Consider the following 17,350-nt stretch of genomic DNA (forward strand, 5'->3'; position numbering starts at 1 on the left):
ACCAATGCGACGAAGCGCAAGGCTATTATTTCAGCCGGCCGGTCCCGCCGCTGCAATTCGCCCAACTGCTCGCGAGGGGCATCCCGGAACGCCGAGCCGATGGGAGGGAAGCGCTTCTCATGACGCACGAGTAAAAGTCGCATAATATATATTATGAAAAATAACACCCTTATGCGGGTTCGCGTGAAGCGCGCGGTGCAACCCATTGAGCTTGCGAAACTCACTCCCTTTACGCGCCCATCGCCCTATTGCCAATTGCCCCGACGCGGACGGCACGGCTTCCCAGAAACGTCGACATCATCGGTGCAGGTTTGGCGCATGGCTTTCTCGGCAGACGGCGCACCGTCTGAATGGCTTGGCGCGACGTGGTCGGTCACTACCGCTTTTCCCATGTTCGGTCGCCAATGGCCTGTCCTGACGCATAAAGTTCCCGAAGGATCGAAAAATATATTTCATCGATCCGGGGCCGATATCTTTCGTTCGCCACAGACGACTGATAGAAAAGGCAAAACAGCCAAACGGTCCCGCTCAAGTGCCTCTATCCTTCGTGATGCGCCTCATCGCAGCGACCGTCGTCGTCGTCGTTGGTCTCGGCTCTCGTGTCCAGGCCGCGCAGCCCAGCTTCGACTGCCAGCGGGCAGCGGCGCCGATCGAGCATCTGATCTGCGGGAGCGATAGGCTTGCCCAGCTCGACGGCGATTTGAGCGCTGCCTTTCGGGTCCGGCGCGAAGGATTGTCGGACGAAGCCCGGGCACCGTTGCTGGCGGACCAGCGTCGCTGGCTGACGGGCCGCTTGAGCGCCTGCGGCGTCCCTGGCAAGGGCGACATGGCTGCCGAGGCCGCAGCCAAGGCCGAGACCTGCCTGACCGAACTCTATCGCACGCGCATCGCGGAGATCGGCAAGCCGCCGGCCGCTGTCGCCGCCGCGGCGCCGGTCGCGCCCTCGCCCGCGCCCGCCCCTGTTATGCCGCCGAAATCCGAGCTGCCGGACACCCGTCCGCCGGCGGCGACGGCGCCCGCCGGACCGCAGCCGAAACTGGCGGCCAGCCTGTTTCCGGCCCAGGGCCAGCACGAGACGACGGTCACGATCCCCAGCTTCGGACGCTATTCCTTTTCGGTTCATAGCGATCAGGGCACGGCACTGCAACTGGTCGACCGCATGGCCGGCCCGGGTCCGCTCGACGGCGCCGCCGGATCGGTGGACGGCCGGGTCGATGGGTTCCTCGATCATGGCATCTACAAGCTTCGGCTGATTTCCGACCCGCGCGGATCCGGCGACGCGGAACTGTCGGTCAGGACGTCGACCGAACTGGAGCCGGAGCCGGTGCGGCTGGTCGAACTGAAACCGGTCCAGGCCGATCTGGCCGATCACGAACAGCGGTCCTACTGGCTCGAGATCACCGAGCGCAAGGTCGTGGCGATCGAGGCGGCCGGCCGCTACCTGGCCGATCTGCGGTTGTGGAAGGACGGCGTCTGGCTGGTCGCCGCCACACCCGAAACCTCGGTGCGCGATCCCGGCACCGGGCAGCCGCTCGCCGTCCGGCAATTGACGGCCCGGCTGGAGCCGGGGCTATACAAGCTGACCGCCTATGGCGGCGCCGGCGAAAAATGGGCGCAGAGCTCCGGCGCCAAGCCGTTTACGCTGCGCTGGGGCATTCCGCAATTGCCGACCGTCGGTCGCGCGGTGCACGAAGCATCGGCCTCCGGCGTGGACGAATGGCTGGTGCCGCGCGCGGCCAGCTATTTCCGGATCGATACCGACAAGCCGGAACATACTGCGCTGACCGTGTCGCCTTATGATCCGGCGCGGCCGTTCTTCTCCAACGGAGACCACGCATCGATCGAGAAGAACAGTCGCAATCCGCTGGCCGAGCTTGAGGAGACGGCGGGCGACAAGGGGTTCTGGCTGGTTACGGTCGAACGCACGCCCGGCGCCCGCTATCGGCTGACGACGCTCGATGCCGAGGCCGCCGATAGCGTGGCGCTCGCCACCGCAGCCGGGTCCTATTTCGTCGCCTACCATCGCGGTTTCATCGGCGACGACGCGCCCGACCCGACGTCGATCGTGGTGAAGGACAACAAGGAGGCCGTCGCGGATTCGGCCATCCATCTCGATCCGGCGAAGCCCTGGCAGCGGCGGTTCAATCTGCTGAACAAGGTGACGCTCTATCTGGCGGCGCCGCAGGCGATGGCCTTGAAGGTGACCGGGTCGGGCGCCGAGGCGGATTTCCGGGTCGAGCCGTTCCTGACCACAAAGCCGACCGGCGGACGAACGCCGCCGCTGAAGGCGTCCGGCAGCGTCTGGCCGATCGACGCCGGCTACTCGATCCTGACGATTACGCCGCGCGAGAACGGCAAGGGCGTCCTGACGCTGACGCTCGGTGCCGAGGGCATTACGGCGCCTGCGCAACCGGCGACGCGTCTCGCCGCCTTCAGCGCAGCTTCGCTCACATTCGAGCCGAAGGCCCATTATGAGCTGGTGACGAGCCTCGCGGGTGACGATCACGCCGGTGTCATCGTGCGCCGCCTGCCGCTCGACCTGGCCGATGCGCTTTCCGTCGAGCTGGCGCCGGGCCGCGCTCTGTCCCTGCCGGTCAAGGCGCCCGGCGCGGGCCACCTGCAGGCGATGCGCGAGGACGGCCAGCCGCTGCCGATCGCGCTCGACGGCCAACCGGCGACGGTCGGACCGGCCGTGACCGGCGGCCCGCATACCGTCGTGCTGACCCTCGTCGGTGACCACCCATCCTATGTATCGCTCGCCTTCCAGGCCGACGACATGCGGCCGGAAGCGCCCCTGCCCGCGCTCGCGGCCGGCAGGACGACGCCGCCGGCGCTGCCGCAGCTGGTCGCGGGCAAGCCGGCCTTCCTCGACCTGGCACGAAACCAGACCGTGACCTACGCCATCCCGGTCGAGGGGCCTGCTCTCTATCGCCTGGAAAGCCAGGGCCTGATCGAGACCGAGGGCGCGTTGCGGACCAGGACGCTGCCGGCTTTGGCCGAAGACCACGCCAACGGCGTCGGGCGCAACTTCCTGCTGCAGCAATATCTGGGCGATGGCGATTACCAGGTCGCGGTGCATGCGGCGGGCAAGAGCCATGGCCGCATCGGTCTGTCGCTCGCCAAGACGCCGGTGACCGATCGCGGCCCGCTCGACCTGGGCCGGATCTCGCGCCTGACCCTGCCGCCGGGCGAGGCCGCCGCTTATCAATTCCATATCGACGAGGCCGGCGACTACAGCCTGAAGACGGTTGGGCTGAACCGGACTTTCGCCATGCGGCTCGACGATGCGGATGGCTGGCCCGTGCTGGCGCCGGGCAGCGATGCCGACGTCTCGCTCGCTCTGCGCCCCGGCGACTACCGCCTGATCCTGCTGCCGCAGTCGGTCGAGAGCCGCGCGGTGACGCTGCTCGAGCGCAAGCCGGCGGCGACCGAGCGCAGCGGCCACGGTCCCTTCCCCGCCGCGTTCGACACGGACCTCGCCAACCGCTGGATGGAGCCGGAATCCGGCCAGCCGAGGTCGCCCGATCTGTGGAAATTCACCCTGCCGGCCCCCACGGTGGTGACCCTGCAGATCGACCGTGGTATGCGCGCGGTCCTCAAAGCGGCCGATGGCGACCATGTCGCGACCGAAGCTGCCGCCTGGTCCGGCCCCCTGCCCCAAGGCGATTATGCCGTCGAAGTGACGAGCGAGGCGCCCAACAGCCGGGTGGACTACACGCTGAACCTGGCAACCAGAGACCTGATGGCCGGCGAGAGCCGGGCACTGACGGCGCCGGGGCGCCTGCCGGTCGCGATCGGCGCCCTGCGCCAGATCGAACTGAGTTCGCTCGGCAGCGCCCCGGTCCGGGCCAGCCTGCTGGATGCCGACGGGCGCCTCGTCGCCGTCAACGACGGCCGCGACAACGACTGGAATTTCGCGATCGCCGGCAGCTTCGCCCCCGGCCGCTACACGCTGCAGGTCGATCCGGTCGGCGCCGCCAGCGCACAGACGACGGTCAGCCTGACCCAATATGACGAACTGTTCGACAAGCCGGTCGCGGCAGGGCAATCGGTGACGCTGGCCGACGGTGCAATCCATGTCGTGCCGCTCGACGGCGGCAAGCCCGGCGGCCTGCTCGTCGCCTCGGCCCAGAGCGCCGTACCGACCGGCCTCACACTCGAAGCCAAAGCCGGCGACGGCTGGCGGCACCTCGCCAGCACCAGCGGCGTCCATCCGTTTCTGGCCGTGCCGTGGGGCGATGGCCCCGATACCGCCTATCGGGTGCGGGTCTGGACCGTCGACCATGGCAAGCAACCGGTCATCCTCGCCGCCGACGCGGTGACACCGGCCGAGTCCAGTGAGGCCGCGTTCAGCGGCAAGGACGGCATCGCTTTGGCCCCGCTCAAGCTCGGCGACGAGACGCTGGGCGTCGGACGGGTTAAACTCGACCGTCCCGGCATCCTGGCCTTGCGTGCCGGCGGCGAGACGCTGCGCTGGAGTTCGGCCGCCGGCGTGGCGCTCGACCGGGACGAAAGCGGTTCGTTGGTCGCGGTCGGGAGCAGCATTTGGCTGATCGATCGCGCGCCGAACAAACTCGGCGCCGGCCGTGTCGACCCGGCGGTCGAGGCTGCGCATCTGACGCTCAAACCCGGACCTGCCGTCACCTTGCCGATCGCCGCTGCCGATGGACCGACCTTATGGCGGATCGAGGGGCTGGGCGGCCAGCCTGGTCTTTCCATTGCCGGCGGCGATGCCGCGGCGCCCGCCTTGCCGATGGCAGTCGGGCCGGATTCACCCACGCGCGCGTTCGCGTTCGGGTTCGCGCCGGGTGGCCTCACCCATCCGATCCTGAAGCTATGGCGCGCGGATCGCGGCGACGGCGACCTGCCGATCACCATCGATCGCCTGTCCTTCACCAAGCCACGTGATCTGGCCCTCGGTTTCGGCCTCGCCGACGGCGCGCTCGCCGGCATGGAAGCGGTCGCCGTCGCGTTGCCGGCCGGCGACAAGCGGCTGGCCCTGACCCTGCCGCTCGGTACTGCCGCGCTGTTTCAGAAAGCCGGCAGCCCCCGGCGCCTGCTGTGGAGCGCCGATGCGCGTGCCCAGATCGTCGAGAGCGACGACGATCAGATCCTGCTGCTGCATACGGTGAAGGAGGCTGCCCCCTTCGCGCTGTCGATCGAGCCGCGGGGCGATGGCAAGCCATTGTCCATCGGCGCCGGCGCCATCCTGACCCGCGCGAGCCCGACGCCCGGGGTCCTGCACCTGACCGTCGACCCCGCTGCTGGTGCCACGACGGTGCGGGCGACCGGATCGGCCGAGGCGATGACGGTCGTCGATGCATCCGGCCACGTGTCGCGCGGCCTGAGCGCGCCGGCCGGCGCGGGTGCCGTGATCGACGTCGCCTTCAAACCCGGGCAACTGGCGATCGGCCTCGATGCGCCGCCGTTGGCGACCGAGCCGGACAGCACGCTGACCCTGCCCGCGAGCGTAGCGCTGCATGGCGTCCAGATGGTTTTGCGCGTTCCCGCCGGTCCGGCCCGACTGCTGCATGTCGAGACCGACACGCCCGTCCTGCTGCGCAGCCATGGCGCAGGACAGCCGACCCTGTTCGAGGCCGGCGCCTCGCTCAACCTGGTGCTGGGGCAGGACCAGTCGGCGGACCTGCAGATCCTGGCGGTCGGCTCTGCCCCGCTGTCCGGCACGGCGCGGTTCGAAGCGGTGTTGCCGGTGCCGATCGCCGACGGGCTCGGCCCCAAGCGGCGGGTATCGCCGGGCCAATCCCGCCTGTTCAGCTTCAGCCTGAAGGCGGAACGGTCGATCGGCGTCGGCGCGCGCGCTTCGGCCGATATCGTCACCACGCGCCTGCTGACCGCCGCCGGCGAGGAACTGAGCCGCGGCCTCGTCGCCATGCAGACCCTGAAGCCCGGCAATTACCTGCTGGCGATCGACGTGCCGTCCGACGGCGTCGCGGTCGATGTCGAGCCGGCGCTCGTGGGGGCAACCCTGCCCGGCAACGGACCTCCCGACGACGTGAAGGCGAGCTACGCCGCCCTCGTCGGTGCCAAGCCTTGATGATGATGGGGATTTCCATGATCCGCGCCCGGTTTCCCCTGCTGCGTTCGCTGGTCTTCGGCCTGATGCTTCTGGCCGGTGCCGCGAGCCTGCGCGCGGACCCGGCCATAGCCGCAATCGTCAAGCAGCCGGCGGGCAGCATCATCGTGCCCGACCAGTTCGTGCGGCCCTGGGATCCGGTCACGATCTTTTTCGACAAGGATACCGGGCCGGCCAAAGGCGGCGCCGAGGACCAGCCGGATCGGTTCGTGACCGTGACCCCGGCGCAGCCCGGCGCCTTCGCCTGGCTGAACGCGCGCACCCTGCAGTTCCGGCCGGCCGAGGCCTGGCCGGCGTTGGGCCGTTTCACCTGGAAAATCGGCGATCGCAGCATCACGCTCGCCAGCCTGCTCGATCCGCCGGTCTCGACCGTGCCGGCGAATGGTGCGGCCAACCTCGATCGGGTCGACAGCCTGACCCTGGAATTCGCCGCACCGGTCGATCCGAAGGCACTCGCGGAAATGCTGGATATCGCCATGGCCCCCCTGCCCGGCCTCGATCCCGATCGGGTCAAGCACCTGTCCCCGCAGGATTTCGACATCAAGCCGGTCGAGCGTAAAGGCCGCAGCGATCACGCTGATTACGTCGTGGCCTTGCATCAGCCGATCCCGAACGGCATGCGGGTCCTGGTCAAGCTGGGCCTGTCGACCGAGACCGGCCTTGCCGGCACGGTCAGCCAATTCGAATTTTCCACGGCCGAGAGTTTCCGCCCGATCTTCGTCGGCTGTGCCGCGCAGCGCGTGCCGCTGGCCGCTCAGGGCACGATCTACGACAAGACCGCCGCCCTCACCTGCAAGACCGAGCAGGACGAAGCCGCCCAGCCGGCGGCCCAACAGGCCGATGCGTCGTCGGACGACACGGGAACGGCCGACACGGCCGAAGCCACCGACGAGGATGACGATGCCGTGTCCGAGACCAACGGCGCGCTGGTCGATGCGCGACCGCCGCAGAAGGTCGCGACGACGAGCGCCGATCAGCCGGCCGTCGGCACCAGCGAGGCGAAGCAGACGGTACGCAAACCCTCGCCGAAGCGCCGGATCGTGCTGCAATTCTCGGCGGTGCTGGGTGGAACCGATCCGATCGCGATCCGCAACCTGGTGCGCATCACGCCTGCGGTCGAAGGGCTGAAGACCGAGACGGTCGGAGACCAACTGCGCCTGACCGCGAAATTCGCGACCGATACGCTCTACCAGATCGGGCTCGAGCCGACCGCCATCAAGGACAAGATCGGCCGAACCCTCGACATGCCGGGCCGCAGCGTCGCCTATGTGTTCTGGCCGGCCGAACAGCCGTTCCTGGCGCTGGCCGCCGGCAATGGCGTGGTCGAGCGGTTCGGGCCGCAGATGATCCCGTTGCGCGGTCGCGGCTATGCGTCCGCCGACGTGCGCATCCACGAGATCGATCCGCTCGACCGGTCATTCTGGCCGTTCCCGCGCACGCCGGTAAAGACAATGGACAGCAAGCGTCCGCCGTCGCCCGGCGAAGAGGCGGCCCCGGTCGCGGGCGCGCGCACGATCCAGCCGGAGGAGATCGCGGCCCAGATCGACCGGCTGGGGTCCGCCAGCCTGTCGTCGCTGATGAGCCTGCCCCTGACCTCGCTCGGGGCCAGCGCGCGCTTCGGCCTCGATCTGGCGCCCGGCCTGGCGCGGGTAGACGGCAAGGAGAAGCCCGGCACCTATCTGGTCGGCATCCGCCCGCTCGACAAGGCCGGCGAGCGCGAATGGATGCGCGTGCAGGTCACCAACCTCAGCCTGACCGCGGTCGAGGAAGAGCATTCGGTGCGCTTCGTCGTAACCTCGCTGTCCGACGGCAAGCCGGTCGAAAAGGCACAAGTCAAGGTCGAGGGCACCGACGGCAAGACCTGGCAGACGCTGTCGAGCGGCCAGACCGTTGCCGACGGGCATTTTACCTGGGACCATGTCGACAAGAAGCCTGGGCCGAGCCGTATCGTGGTCGTGAAGGACGGTGACACATTGGTCATCGATCCGAATCAGGCACCCGACCGCTATACCGCCGACGGCTGGTTCCCCGACGATTCCGGTTGGCTCGACTGGATGGGCCGCGATGTCGGCCGGCGCCATCCGCTGCCGCGCCTGCTGTGCCACGTCTTCACCGAGCGCCCGATCTACCGGCCGGACGATCCGGTCCATATCAAAGCCTATGTCCGGCAACTCGCCAACGGTCTGCTGACCCCGGCCGGCAAGGATCTCAAGGCCGAGATCGTCGTCCAGGGACCGGACGATGCGGAATGGCGCCAGCCCGTCACCATCGGCGACAATGGCAGCGTGCACGAGCTGTTCGAGGAGAAGACGACGGCGACCGGCACGTATCACGCCCGGATCGACATCGCCGGCCATGAATGCGCCATCGCCAATTTCAAGAAGGACGCCTATCGCCTGCCGCGCTTCCAGGTCCGGCTCGACGCCAGCAAGACCATCCCGCTCGACAAGCCGACCACGGTCGGCATGACCGCGACCTACTATGCCGGCGGCCCGGCGAACGACCGGCCGGTGCGCTGGCGGGTCACCCAGTTCCCCTACGCCTATGCCCCGAAGCCGCGCGAGGGTTTCGTCTACGCGACCGACGCGCGCTATCAGAGCGGCGTTGCCTTTGACTCGACGGCAGCGATAGAGCGGCAGGACAAGACCGATGCGGAGGGCCGCGCCAGCCTGGCGCTGGACCCGACGCGCGAGCGCACCAACCAGCCACGCCGCTATGTGGTCGAGGCGACGGTGATCGGCGACGACGACAAGACCGTGACCAATACCGAGGAAGTGCTGGCGCTGCCCGCCTTCGTGCTGGGCGTGAAGGCGCCGCGCTACCTCGACCATGCCAAGAGCATCCCGATCGAGTTCCTGATGGTCGACGGCGACGGCAAGCCAGTCCCCGGGCGGAACGTGACCTTGCGCCTGCTGCAGCGGCAATGGAGCTCGATCCTGCAGGCCAGCGACTTCACCGACGGCAAGCCGAAATACCGCACGGAAGTTGTCGACCAGAAGCGCGTGGAAAAAATCGTCACGACCGGCGCCGACACGACGAAACTGGACCTGCCGATCAGCGAGTCCGGCGTCTATGTCGTCGAATTGAGCGCGTCAGATGCGCTCGGCCGACGCCAGACCATCAGCGTCGACCTGTTCGCCGGCGGCGACCAGGCCGTGACCTGGTCGCGCCCGCCGTCCCAGGTGTTCAAGGTGACGCCGGACAAGGCCAATTATGCGCCGGGCGAGACCGCGGCGCTGGTCCTCGAAAGTCCGTTCCAGACAGCGAGCGCGCTCGCGATCGTCGAGCAGGCCGACGGCACGAACCACTACGAATGGGTCGACGTCAAGAACGGCTACGGCAAGTTCAACCTGCCGATCGACAAATCCTACCTGCCGCGCGTGCCGGTGCATTTCGCGCTGATGCGTGGGCGGCTGAAAGGCGATGCGGCGGCGGGCGCGCTCGACCTGCTGCGGCCGCAGACCATCGCCGCCACCGCCTGGGTCGGCGTCAAGCCGACCCGCAACATCGTGACCGTCGCGGTCGACAACCCGCAGACGGCGCAGCCCGGCGACACGATCGACATGACGGTGAAGCTGTCGGATGAAACCGGCAAGCCGATGTCAGGCGAGGTCACGCTGTGGCTGATCGACCAGGCCGTGCTGGCCTTGGCCAAGGAGGCGCCGCTCGATCCGCTGCCGCGCTTCATCCGGGACCGGGGCAGCCGCGTCGCCTTCTCGGACACGCGCAACGGCGTACTGGGCTACCTGCCGCTCGACGAGGATCCGGGCGGCGACGTCGGCGACGGCGACCAGGGCCTGCTGAACAAGGTCAGCATCCGCAAGAACTTCACGCCGGTGCCCTATTACAACCCGTCGCTGATGGTCGACGACAGCGGCACGGTCAAGGTTTCGATCAAGCTGCCGGACAACCTGACCGTCTTCCGGGTGCGGGCAAAGGCGGTCAGCGGTCCCGACCGCTTCGGCTTTGCGACCGGCCAGGTCGCCGTGCGCCTGCCGGTCATCGTCGAGCCGAACCTGCCGCGCTTCGTGCGCCCGGGCGACCAGTTCGCCTTGAGCGCCATCGGCCGCATCGTCGAGGGCGGCGGCGGTCCTGCCCACGCCGAGGTCAAGGTGGCGGGCCTGACGCTCGACCCGGCGACGCCGACCCGGAATTTCGACTGGGCGCCGGGCAAGCCGCAGCGGCTCGATTTCCCGGTGACGGTGCCGAGCCCCGGCTATACCGAGGCCGGCGATCTTGCCCGCACCACCGCGACCGTGACGTTCGGCATCGAGCGGACCAGCGACAAGGCCCATGACGCCTTCTCCGTCGACCTGCCGATCCGTCCCGATCGGGAACCGGTGCATCAGCGGCAATTGAAGGACCTGACCGACCCGACGCCATTTGCGCTGGAGGCGGTCGATCAGCCGGCCCGGCCCGGTACGATCCGCCGCACGATCCTGGTGTCGAGCCAGCCGGCCCTGGTCCGGCTGATGGCCGGCCTCACCTACCTGCGCGAATATCCGTTCGGCTGCACCGAGCAGCAGGTCAGCCTGGCGCGCGCCGAAATCGCCACCAAGGCGTTCGCCACGGCCCTGCAGAGCGACGCGTCGAGCGCCCGGGCCGAGGTCAGCGTCAAGGCCGCCCTGACCTGGATCGCCTCTGTCACCGACGAGAACGGGCTGGTCTCGTTCTGGCCGGGCGGCAAGGGTCAGGTCACCCTCACCGCCTGGGTCGTGCAGTTCATGGTCGAGGCGCGCAAGGCCGGCTTCGCAGTCGACAACGGCCAGCTGGCGACCCTGACCCGGGCTTTGAAGCAATCCTTGCGCTCGGACTATGCGAATTTCGTCAGTGGCGAGGCCTATGCCGAGCGGACCTGGGCGCTGGCCGCCCTCGCCGCCGCCGGCGAAATGGACCGCGGCTATGCGGCGGAATTGACCCGCAAGGCCGACCAGCTTTCGCTCGAAGGCCTGGCCGAAGTACGCCAAGCCCTGGCCCAGTCGGGCACGGTCGACGCGCCGGCGATCAAGACGTTGAACGATGCGCTGTGGAACGGGATCATCATCAAGCAGCGCGACGGCAAGCCGGTCTATGGCGGTCTGCAGCAAGCCCGCAGCAGCCGGAACCCGCTGATCCTGGCGTCCGAAACCCGTACGGTTGCCGAGGTCCTGCGTGCCACGGCCGCCGACGGCGATCCGCGCCGGCAGTTGCTCGCCGACGCGCTCGTCACGCTCGGTAAAGGCAACGGCTGGGGCGATACGAACGCCAATGCCGCCGCCATGCTGGCCCTCAGCGATTTCGTCACCAAGAATACCGGCGTGCCGGATCAGCCGGTGGCCGTCACCCTGAGTGCGGGTCCGCAGCAACTGACCCTGTCCGGTGCCCATGCGATCCAGCGGGTGGTAGACCGGGTCGGCACGGCCGGCTCGGTGACCGCGTCCGGCGCCAGTCCCGCGCATCCGGTCGCGGTGCAGAGCGACCTGTCATGGCTGCCGGTCGACGATGGCAGCAAGGTGGCCCCTGCCTCGGCCGGTTTCGTCGTGGCGCGCGAGGCCGACGTGATCGACCTGACCGGCGCGCCGGCCAAGCGCCAGAAGCTCGACAAGCCGGGCAGTCCCGTCGAGCTGGCCCTGGGCGACGTGGTCGAGGATTCGGTCGAGATCGTCAATCCGGCCGACCGCCATCAGGTCGCGATCGTCATCCCGCTGGCGAGCGGCATGGAGCCGTTGAACCCCGGCCTCGCGACGGCACCGCCCGAGGCGACGCCCTCGGCCGAGCCGACGCTGGCGCCGACCTACGTGGCGTTCCTCGACGACGAGGTCCGGTATTTCTACGAGACCCTGCCGAAGGGGACCTACGACTTCCATTTCCGCAGCAAGGCGTCGGTGCCTGGGCGCTTCATCCAGCCCGCCGCCCATGCCGAGATGATGTATGAGGAAGCGGTGCGAGGAAATGGCGCCGGTGCGCTGGTGACCATCACGCGGCCCGCCGGCCAGCAGTGACCCGCCATGGTCCTGCCGGTACGCCATCGCCCGATCGTCGCCGCCCTCCTGCTGGGCGCGGTGCTGCTGGCGGGCTATGTCTGGCACCGGTCGACCTTCGTGGCGCCGTCGCCGACGGCCATCGTGACCGACCGGCACGGCGCCTTCATGGCGCAGATCGGCGGCGGGCCTGACGGCTACGGCTATTGGCCGGTCGAGCGCGTGCCGGAGCGGGTCGAAGCGGCGATCCTGGCGCTGGAGGATCATCGCTTTTGGGATCATCCCGGCGTCGACCCGCTGGCGGTGCTGCGTGCGCTGAAATCGAACCTCCGCTCGGCCCATCGCATCTCGGGCGCCTCGACCATCGCCATGCAGGTCGCGCGCATGCAGGATCCGGCGTCGCGCGGCTATGTGTCCAAGGCGTTCGAGGCCGCGACTGCCCTGGTCATGACCGCGCGGTACGGGCGCGAGGCGGTGCTGCGGCAATATCTGGCGCTGGTACCGTTCGGGCAGAACAGCCACGGCATCGCCCATGCCGCGCGCTGGTATTTCGACAAGCCGGTCGAGGACCTGAGCTGGGCGGAGATCGCGGTCCTGTCGGCCGTGCCGCAATCGCCGGCGGCGATGAACCCGGGTTCCGTGTCCGGCCGCGCCCGCGCGGTGGATCGCGGTCGCAAGGCGCTGGTGCGCCTGCACGACCAGGGCGTGCTGGACGATGCGGCCTATGCCCAGTCGCTGGTCGACATCGACAATCTGGCTGCCCCGCAGCGCATGGCGCGCTCGCCCGACGCGCTGCATGCGATCCTCCGGATCGGCGACCTGGTCCACAAGGGGCCACCGATCGAGCGGGTGCGCAGTACGATCGACCTCGGTCTGCAGCAGCATGTGGCCAAGCTCGCCCGCCAGCGGCTCGACGCGCTCAGGCCGCTCGGTGCCGAGCAGGTCTCGGTCATGGTCGTCGACCGACGCAGCATGGAGGTGCTGGCCCTGATCGGCTCCGGCCGCTACGACGCGGCCGATGCCGGCAAGATCGATTATTCGTTACGCCAGCGCTCTCCGGGCAGCACTTTGAAACCCTTCATCTTCGCCGAGGCGCTGGAACAGGGCGACATCGGGCCGGCGACGATCCTCAACGACAATCCGGACAATGGCACCGGCATCGACGATGCGGACCGGCGCTTCCTCGGCCCCCTGCTGCCGCGCCAGGCGTTGGCCAATTCGCGCAACGTGCCGGCCGCCCTGCTGGTCCGCCTGGTCGGTCTCGACCGAACCCATTGGTTCCTGGGCAACCTCGGCCTGCATCACGAAGACCATCCTGCCGACCGCTATGGCCTGACCCTGTCGGTCGGCGGCATGCCGACGACGCTCGACCGCCTGGTCTCGGCCTATGGCGCGCTGGCGAACGAAGGCAGTTTCACCCCGCTGCGCTGGTACCGCGAGCAGGCGGAACCGCCGGCGCGGCCGGTCCTGTCGGCGACGACCGCGCGCCTCATCACCATGTTCCTGGCCGACCCGATGGCCCGCCTGCCGAGCTTCGCGCGCATGGGGGCGACCGAATATCCGTTCCCGACGGCGGTCAAGACCGGAACCAGTCAGGGCTATCGTGATGCCTGGGTCGCGGCCTATACCGATCGCTATCTGGTCGGCGTCTGGGTCGGTCGTCCCGACGGAAGGCCGATGACTGGGATCAGCGGCGCGTCCAGCGCGGCGCTGGTCGCCCACGACATCCTGCTCGACCTCCATGGCGCCGATGCCGACGGGCTGAACGACACCATGTTCCGTCCGCCGGCCGGCCATGAGCCCGTGCCGCTGTGCGCCAGCACCGGCCGACCGAGCGATGGCACCTGCGCCCAGGTCCTGACCGAATTCATGCCGGCGAACCGGCCTGTGGAATCGGCCGTCAAACCGGCCCCGCCTTCGGTGCCGGCCCGGCTGCGCATCGTCTCGCCGCTCAACCACAGCAGCTTCATCCGCAACCCCGAGGCACCGCGGGGCTCGACCTTCCTGCCGCTGCGCCTCAGTGCCGAAAGCGGCGATGTCCAGATCGTCTGGTACGTCGACGGGCAGCCCTTCCAGGTGGCGATGGCGTCCGAGACCGTGCAATGGCCGATCCAGCCCGGCCGGCACCAGTTCGAAGCGCGCCCGGCTTACGACCCGGGCGGCTCCAGCCGGATCGAGGTCGTCATCCGCTAGGTGTGCTTGTGGCACCCAGGCGGCCTGGGCTTAATGGACGACCGCAACTGATGGAGGAAACCCGTGCGTCATTTCCTGGACCGGCCCGTCGGCTGGATGCCGCCGGATTTTGGCGATGTCTATGACGAAACCTCGTTCTGGAGCGCGCGTTTCGGCGGATTGCTGCTGGAGTCTCTAGAGATCCGACGGGGGATTTGCGGCCTCGACGTCGGCTGCGGTGCCGGGTTCCCGCTGATCGAACTCGCGCAACTGCATGGACCCTCCTCGCATTTCACCGGGGTCGACGTCTGGGCCGAGGCCCTGGGACGCGCGCGCCGGAAGATCGCGGCGCATGGTTTCGAGAACGTCGACGTCATCGAGAGCGATGCCGGGTCGATGCCCTTTCGGGACGGCCATTTCGACCTGCTGGTTTCCAGCATCGGGGTCAATAATTTCCCCGACGTGCCGAAAGCCCTGCGTGAATGCCGGCGCGTCGCCAAGGCCGGCGCGCGCCTGGTGCTGACCACGAACGTGCGCGGCCATTTCGGCGGGACCTACCGGCTGCTGGACGAGATCCTCGATGAAGCGGGACTGGGGGCGATCCGAGAGGCGCTGCGCCGCGAGGAGGATCATCGATCCTCGAAAGAGACATTGTCGACCTTGCTCACGGCGAGCGGGTTCGCGGTGTCCCGCGCCGTCGAGCGCAGCTTTACCATGCGCTTTGCCGACGGGTCGGCGATGCTGCGCCATTCGCTGGTGAAATGGTTCCTCGACGGCTGGCGCGAAGCGGTCGGGGGCGAGCATGAGCGCAAGGTCTTCGAGACGCTCGAGGCTCGGCTCGACGCCATCGCCACGCGCGACGGCTGCGTCGAGATGCAGGTTCCGATGCTCTATCTGGAAAGTATTGCCGTCTCCTGAGCCGGCGGTTTTTTTGACGACGGCGAGGACGATCGGCAGCGCCCAGTTGCCGAACGGCCAAGACAGATGTCGTCGCCGCGCGTCTAGGTCTCCCATTTGCCGCAAAAGCGTCGGCGATAGGCGCCGAGCGCGATCGCCTGGTAGGCGACCGGACCGCCATCGAGATTGAGCGCAATGGTCAGGCCGAGCGGGGCCGTTCGCAGGAATGCCGCGAGCCGGTTCAGGGAAAAGAAGGCATCCGTCGTCGTGCCCAGGATGATGTTCCCCACCGCGTCCTGACCGATGAAACTGCGGTTCGCCAACCAGCGGTCGTCGGCCCTGACCCGGCTGGACGCGTCGCCGGACAAGAGGAGCGGATAGGACACCATCGCGTCATGGGCATCGGTGAAGGCGGTTTCCCAGCGCTCCGACGCCAGATCACGGATGCCGGTGAAATCGTCCGACGCCACGAAGGCGCCATGACGGGACCGATAGTCTCGCGGCCCGAGCGGGCGGCCGGCGCTGAGGAACGGCGTATCCGGCGTACCTTTGCGCGCATAGTAGCTGCCGTTGATGACCAAGATCGCCGAAAGCTCGGTCATCCAGTCGTCTAGCCCCTTGTTGCCCGCCGGCGCGCTGTGGACTTCGAACCGGAAGAGCGCCGGGTCGATCCGCGTCAGCAGGACCCGGTCGACCTCGCTCCCGGCAACGAGCACCGGCAGTTCGGCGACCTCGAGGCCTTGGGCAAGCTCCCACCACTCATAAGGCCCGGGCTGCGCCGTCGGCGCCGAACTTTGCAGGCCCAGCCGATCGATCTTCTTCAACAAGCCGACCCGCGCAATGCCCAGCACCCGGGCGGCCTCGGATCGATTATTGCCGGACCGGACCAGGGCTTCGCCGATCATGCGTGTTTCCAGCGCCGCAATTCCTCGTCGAGCGTACGGCGACGCATCGGCAGCGGCGCCGGCGCCGCAGGGGACAGCGACGAACGGTGCGCCCGGATGGGCGCCGATCTTGTGCAGCGCACGGGCGACGAGCTCCTTGCCGGTGCCGCTCGGCCCCGGAATCATGACGCTGAGCGAGCAAGCTTTCACCGATCTCTATGGGATGCCGCCGTTCATCCCTGCGGCTGGCGAGGCGCTTTCGGTCTATATGAACGACGCCTGCGCCGTTTGCCGGACGGAGATGGAGCATTATGAAAGCATGAGCGCCGAAGCCGCCTGCCCCGTCGCCTTCGAGCGCATGGGATATCTGTCGTTCGGCAATCCCGCCTACGGTCCGTCGGATGCCGATCCGCGACGTCGGCTCTATATCCACGACGCGCGCGGGGAGATGTTCAGCGGGATCGACGCCTTCGCCATGCTGTGGACCGCCTTGCCGCGATATCGCTCAGCCTCGCGACTGATCCGGCTGCCCCTCATCCACGGCATATGCGAACTGATCTACGATGGTCTGTGCGTGCCCGCCCTGGCGGCCTGGAACCGGCAGCACCCGGCTTCGGAGCGATCATGATGGAACGTACGCCCCGACAGGAGCGGAACCGCGTGTTGCTGACCGGCCCGCTCATCCTGTTCGACGGAGTCTGCAACCTGTGCAACGGCTCGGTACGGTTTCTGCTGCCGCGCGACCGCACCGGCCGCCTGCGGTTCGCTCCGATCCAGTCCGAGGCGGGGCAAAGCGTCCTCAGGCGCCACGGGCTGCCGCTCGAGGATTGGAACAGCTTCGTCCTGCTCGACGACGGCCGGATCTATCTCAAGGCCGAAGCACTCTGCCGGATCACCCGGTTCATGCGACGGCCATGGAGACTGGCCGGCACCGTTCTCAAATCCCTGCCGAAATCCGCTGCCGACCGGATCTATGATCTCATCGCCACGAATCGTTACGCCCTGTTCGGACGGAGAGACCAATGCATGGTCCCGAGCGAGGCCACCCGTGACAGGTTCGTCGGCTAAGGCGCCCGGACGAGCAACTTAGTTTGCTTTCTAAACGATTCGCGATTGCATCCATCCGGATTTTGCCGGCAATTGTCCGCCTGCCGCCTCGACGGGACCGGCAAACGATCGGCAAAACCGCCGGAACGGGCCGTGCGCATCATGTCGCATCCTTTGCCGGCGCAAATGCTTTCTGGAAGATTGCCAGCGCGAACCGCTTCCGCTTACCGTGGCGCAGCCGGTTATTTGAGGGTCGCGTTGCCGTAGGGCTTCCGTGATGGCGCTTGATGGAATGC

The 17,350-nt window shown here is 68.1% G+C and carries 7 protein-coding genes; 6 read left to right on the top strand and 1 reads right to left on the bottom strand.

The window, feature by feature from the left end:
- The first annotated feature begins 532 nt into the window (after positions 1–532).
- The 4 genes from VGV37_RS29945 to VGV37_RS29960 all read left to right on the top strand — a co-directional run bounded on the left by VGV37_RS29945 (position 533) and on the right by VGV37_RS29960 (position 15,144).
- The gene (locus VGV37_RS29945) at positions 533–6,055 is read left to right on the top strand and encodes a lysozyme inhibitor LprI family protein (protein WP_326883542.1); all 5,523 of its coding nucleotides are present in this window, start codon (positions 533–535) and stop codon (positions 6,053–6,055) included.
- Positions 6,056–6,072: 17 nt separating this feature from the next.
- Positions 6,073–12,075, top strand: a complete 6,003-nt coding sequence (locus tag VGV37_RS29950; RefSeq protein ID WP_326883543.1) for an alpha-2-macroglobulin — start codon at positions 6,073–6,075, stop codon at positions 12,073–12,075.
- A gap of 6 nt (positions 12,076–12,081) precedes the next feature.
- Positions 12,082–14,247: a transglycosylase domain-containing protein gene (locus VGV37_RS29955; RefSeq protein WP_326883545.1), complete on the top strand. Its 2,166-nt coding sequence runs from the start codon at positions 12,082–12,084 to the stop codon at positions 14,245–14,247.
- A 63-nt stretch (positions 14,248–14,310) separates the two neighbouring features.
- The gene (locus VGV37_RS29960; RefSeq protein WP_326883546.1) at positions 14,311–15,144 is read left to right on the top strand and encodes a class I SAM-dependent methyltransferase; all 834 of its coding nucleotides are present in this window, start codon (positions 14,311–14,313) and stop codon (positions 15,142–15,144) included.
- An 83-nt stretch (positions 15,145–15,227) separates the two neighbouring features.
- Here VGV37_RS29960 and VGV37_RS29965 read toward each other — a convergent pair whose 3' ends face one another.
- Positions 15,228–16,193: a phosphodiester glycosidase family protein gene (locus VGV37_RS29965; RefSeq protein WP_326883547.1), complete on the bottom strand. Its 966-nt coding sequence runs from the start codon at positions 16,191–16,193 to the stop codon at positions 15,228–15,230.
- Between VGV37_RS29965 and VGV37_RS29970 the strand changes: the two genes are divergently transcribed.
- Together VGV37_RS29970 and VGV37_RS29975 are read left to right on the top strand one after the other, a co-directional pair.
- On the top strand, positions 16,171–16,635 hold the full coding sequence (locus tag VGV37_RS29970; protein ID WP_326883563.1) for a DCC1-like thiol-disulfide oxidoreductase family protein: 465 nt from the start codon (positions 16,171–16,173) through the stop codon (positions 16,633–16,635). The genes VGV37_RS29965 and VGV37_RS29970 overlap by 23 nt on opposite strands.
- Complete coding sequence (locus tag VGV37_RS29975; protein ID WP_326883548.1) at positions 16,632–17,075, top strand: thiol-disulfide oxidoreductase DCC family protein; 444 nt, start codon at positions 16,632–16,634, stop codon at positions 17,073–17,075. Before VGV37_RS29970 ends, VGV37_RS29975 begins: the two co-directional genes overlap by 4 nt.
- Positions 17,076–17,350: the final 275 nt, after the last annotated feature.

Source organism: Aliidongia sp. (assembly GCF_035943795.1).
In the GTDB taxonomy this organism is placed as follows: Bacteria; Pseudomonadota; Alphaproteobacteria; order ATCC43930; family CGMCC-115725; genus Aliidongia.

Coding starts and splice junctions, on each gene's coding strand:
- VGV37_RS29950 (WP_326883543.1), top strand. CDS start 6,073: ATGATCCGCGCCCGGTTTCCCCTGCTGCGTTCGCTGGTCTTCGGCCTG.
- VGV37_RS29955 (WP_326883545.1), top strand. CDS start 12,082: ATGGTCCTGCCGGTACGCCATCGCCCGATCGTCGCCGCCCTCCTGCTG.
- VGV37_RS29965 (WP_326883547.1), bottom strand. CDS start 16,193: ATGATTCCGGGGCCGAGCGGCACCGGCAAGGAGCTCGTCGCCCGTGCG.
- VGV37_RS29975 (WP_326883548.1), top strand. CDS start 16,632: ATGATGGAACGTACGCCCCGACAGGAGCGGAACCGCGTGTTGCTGACC.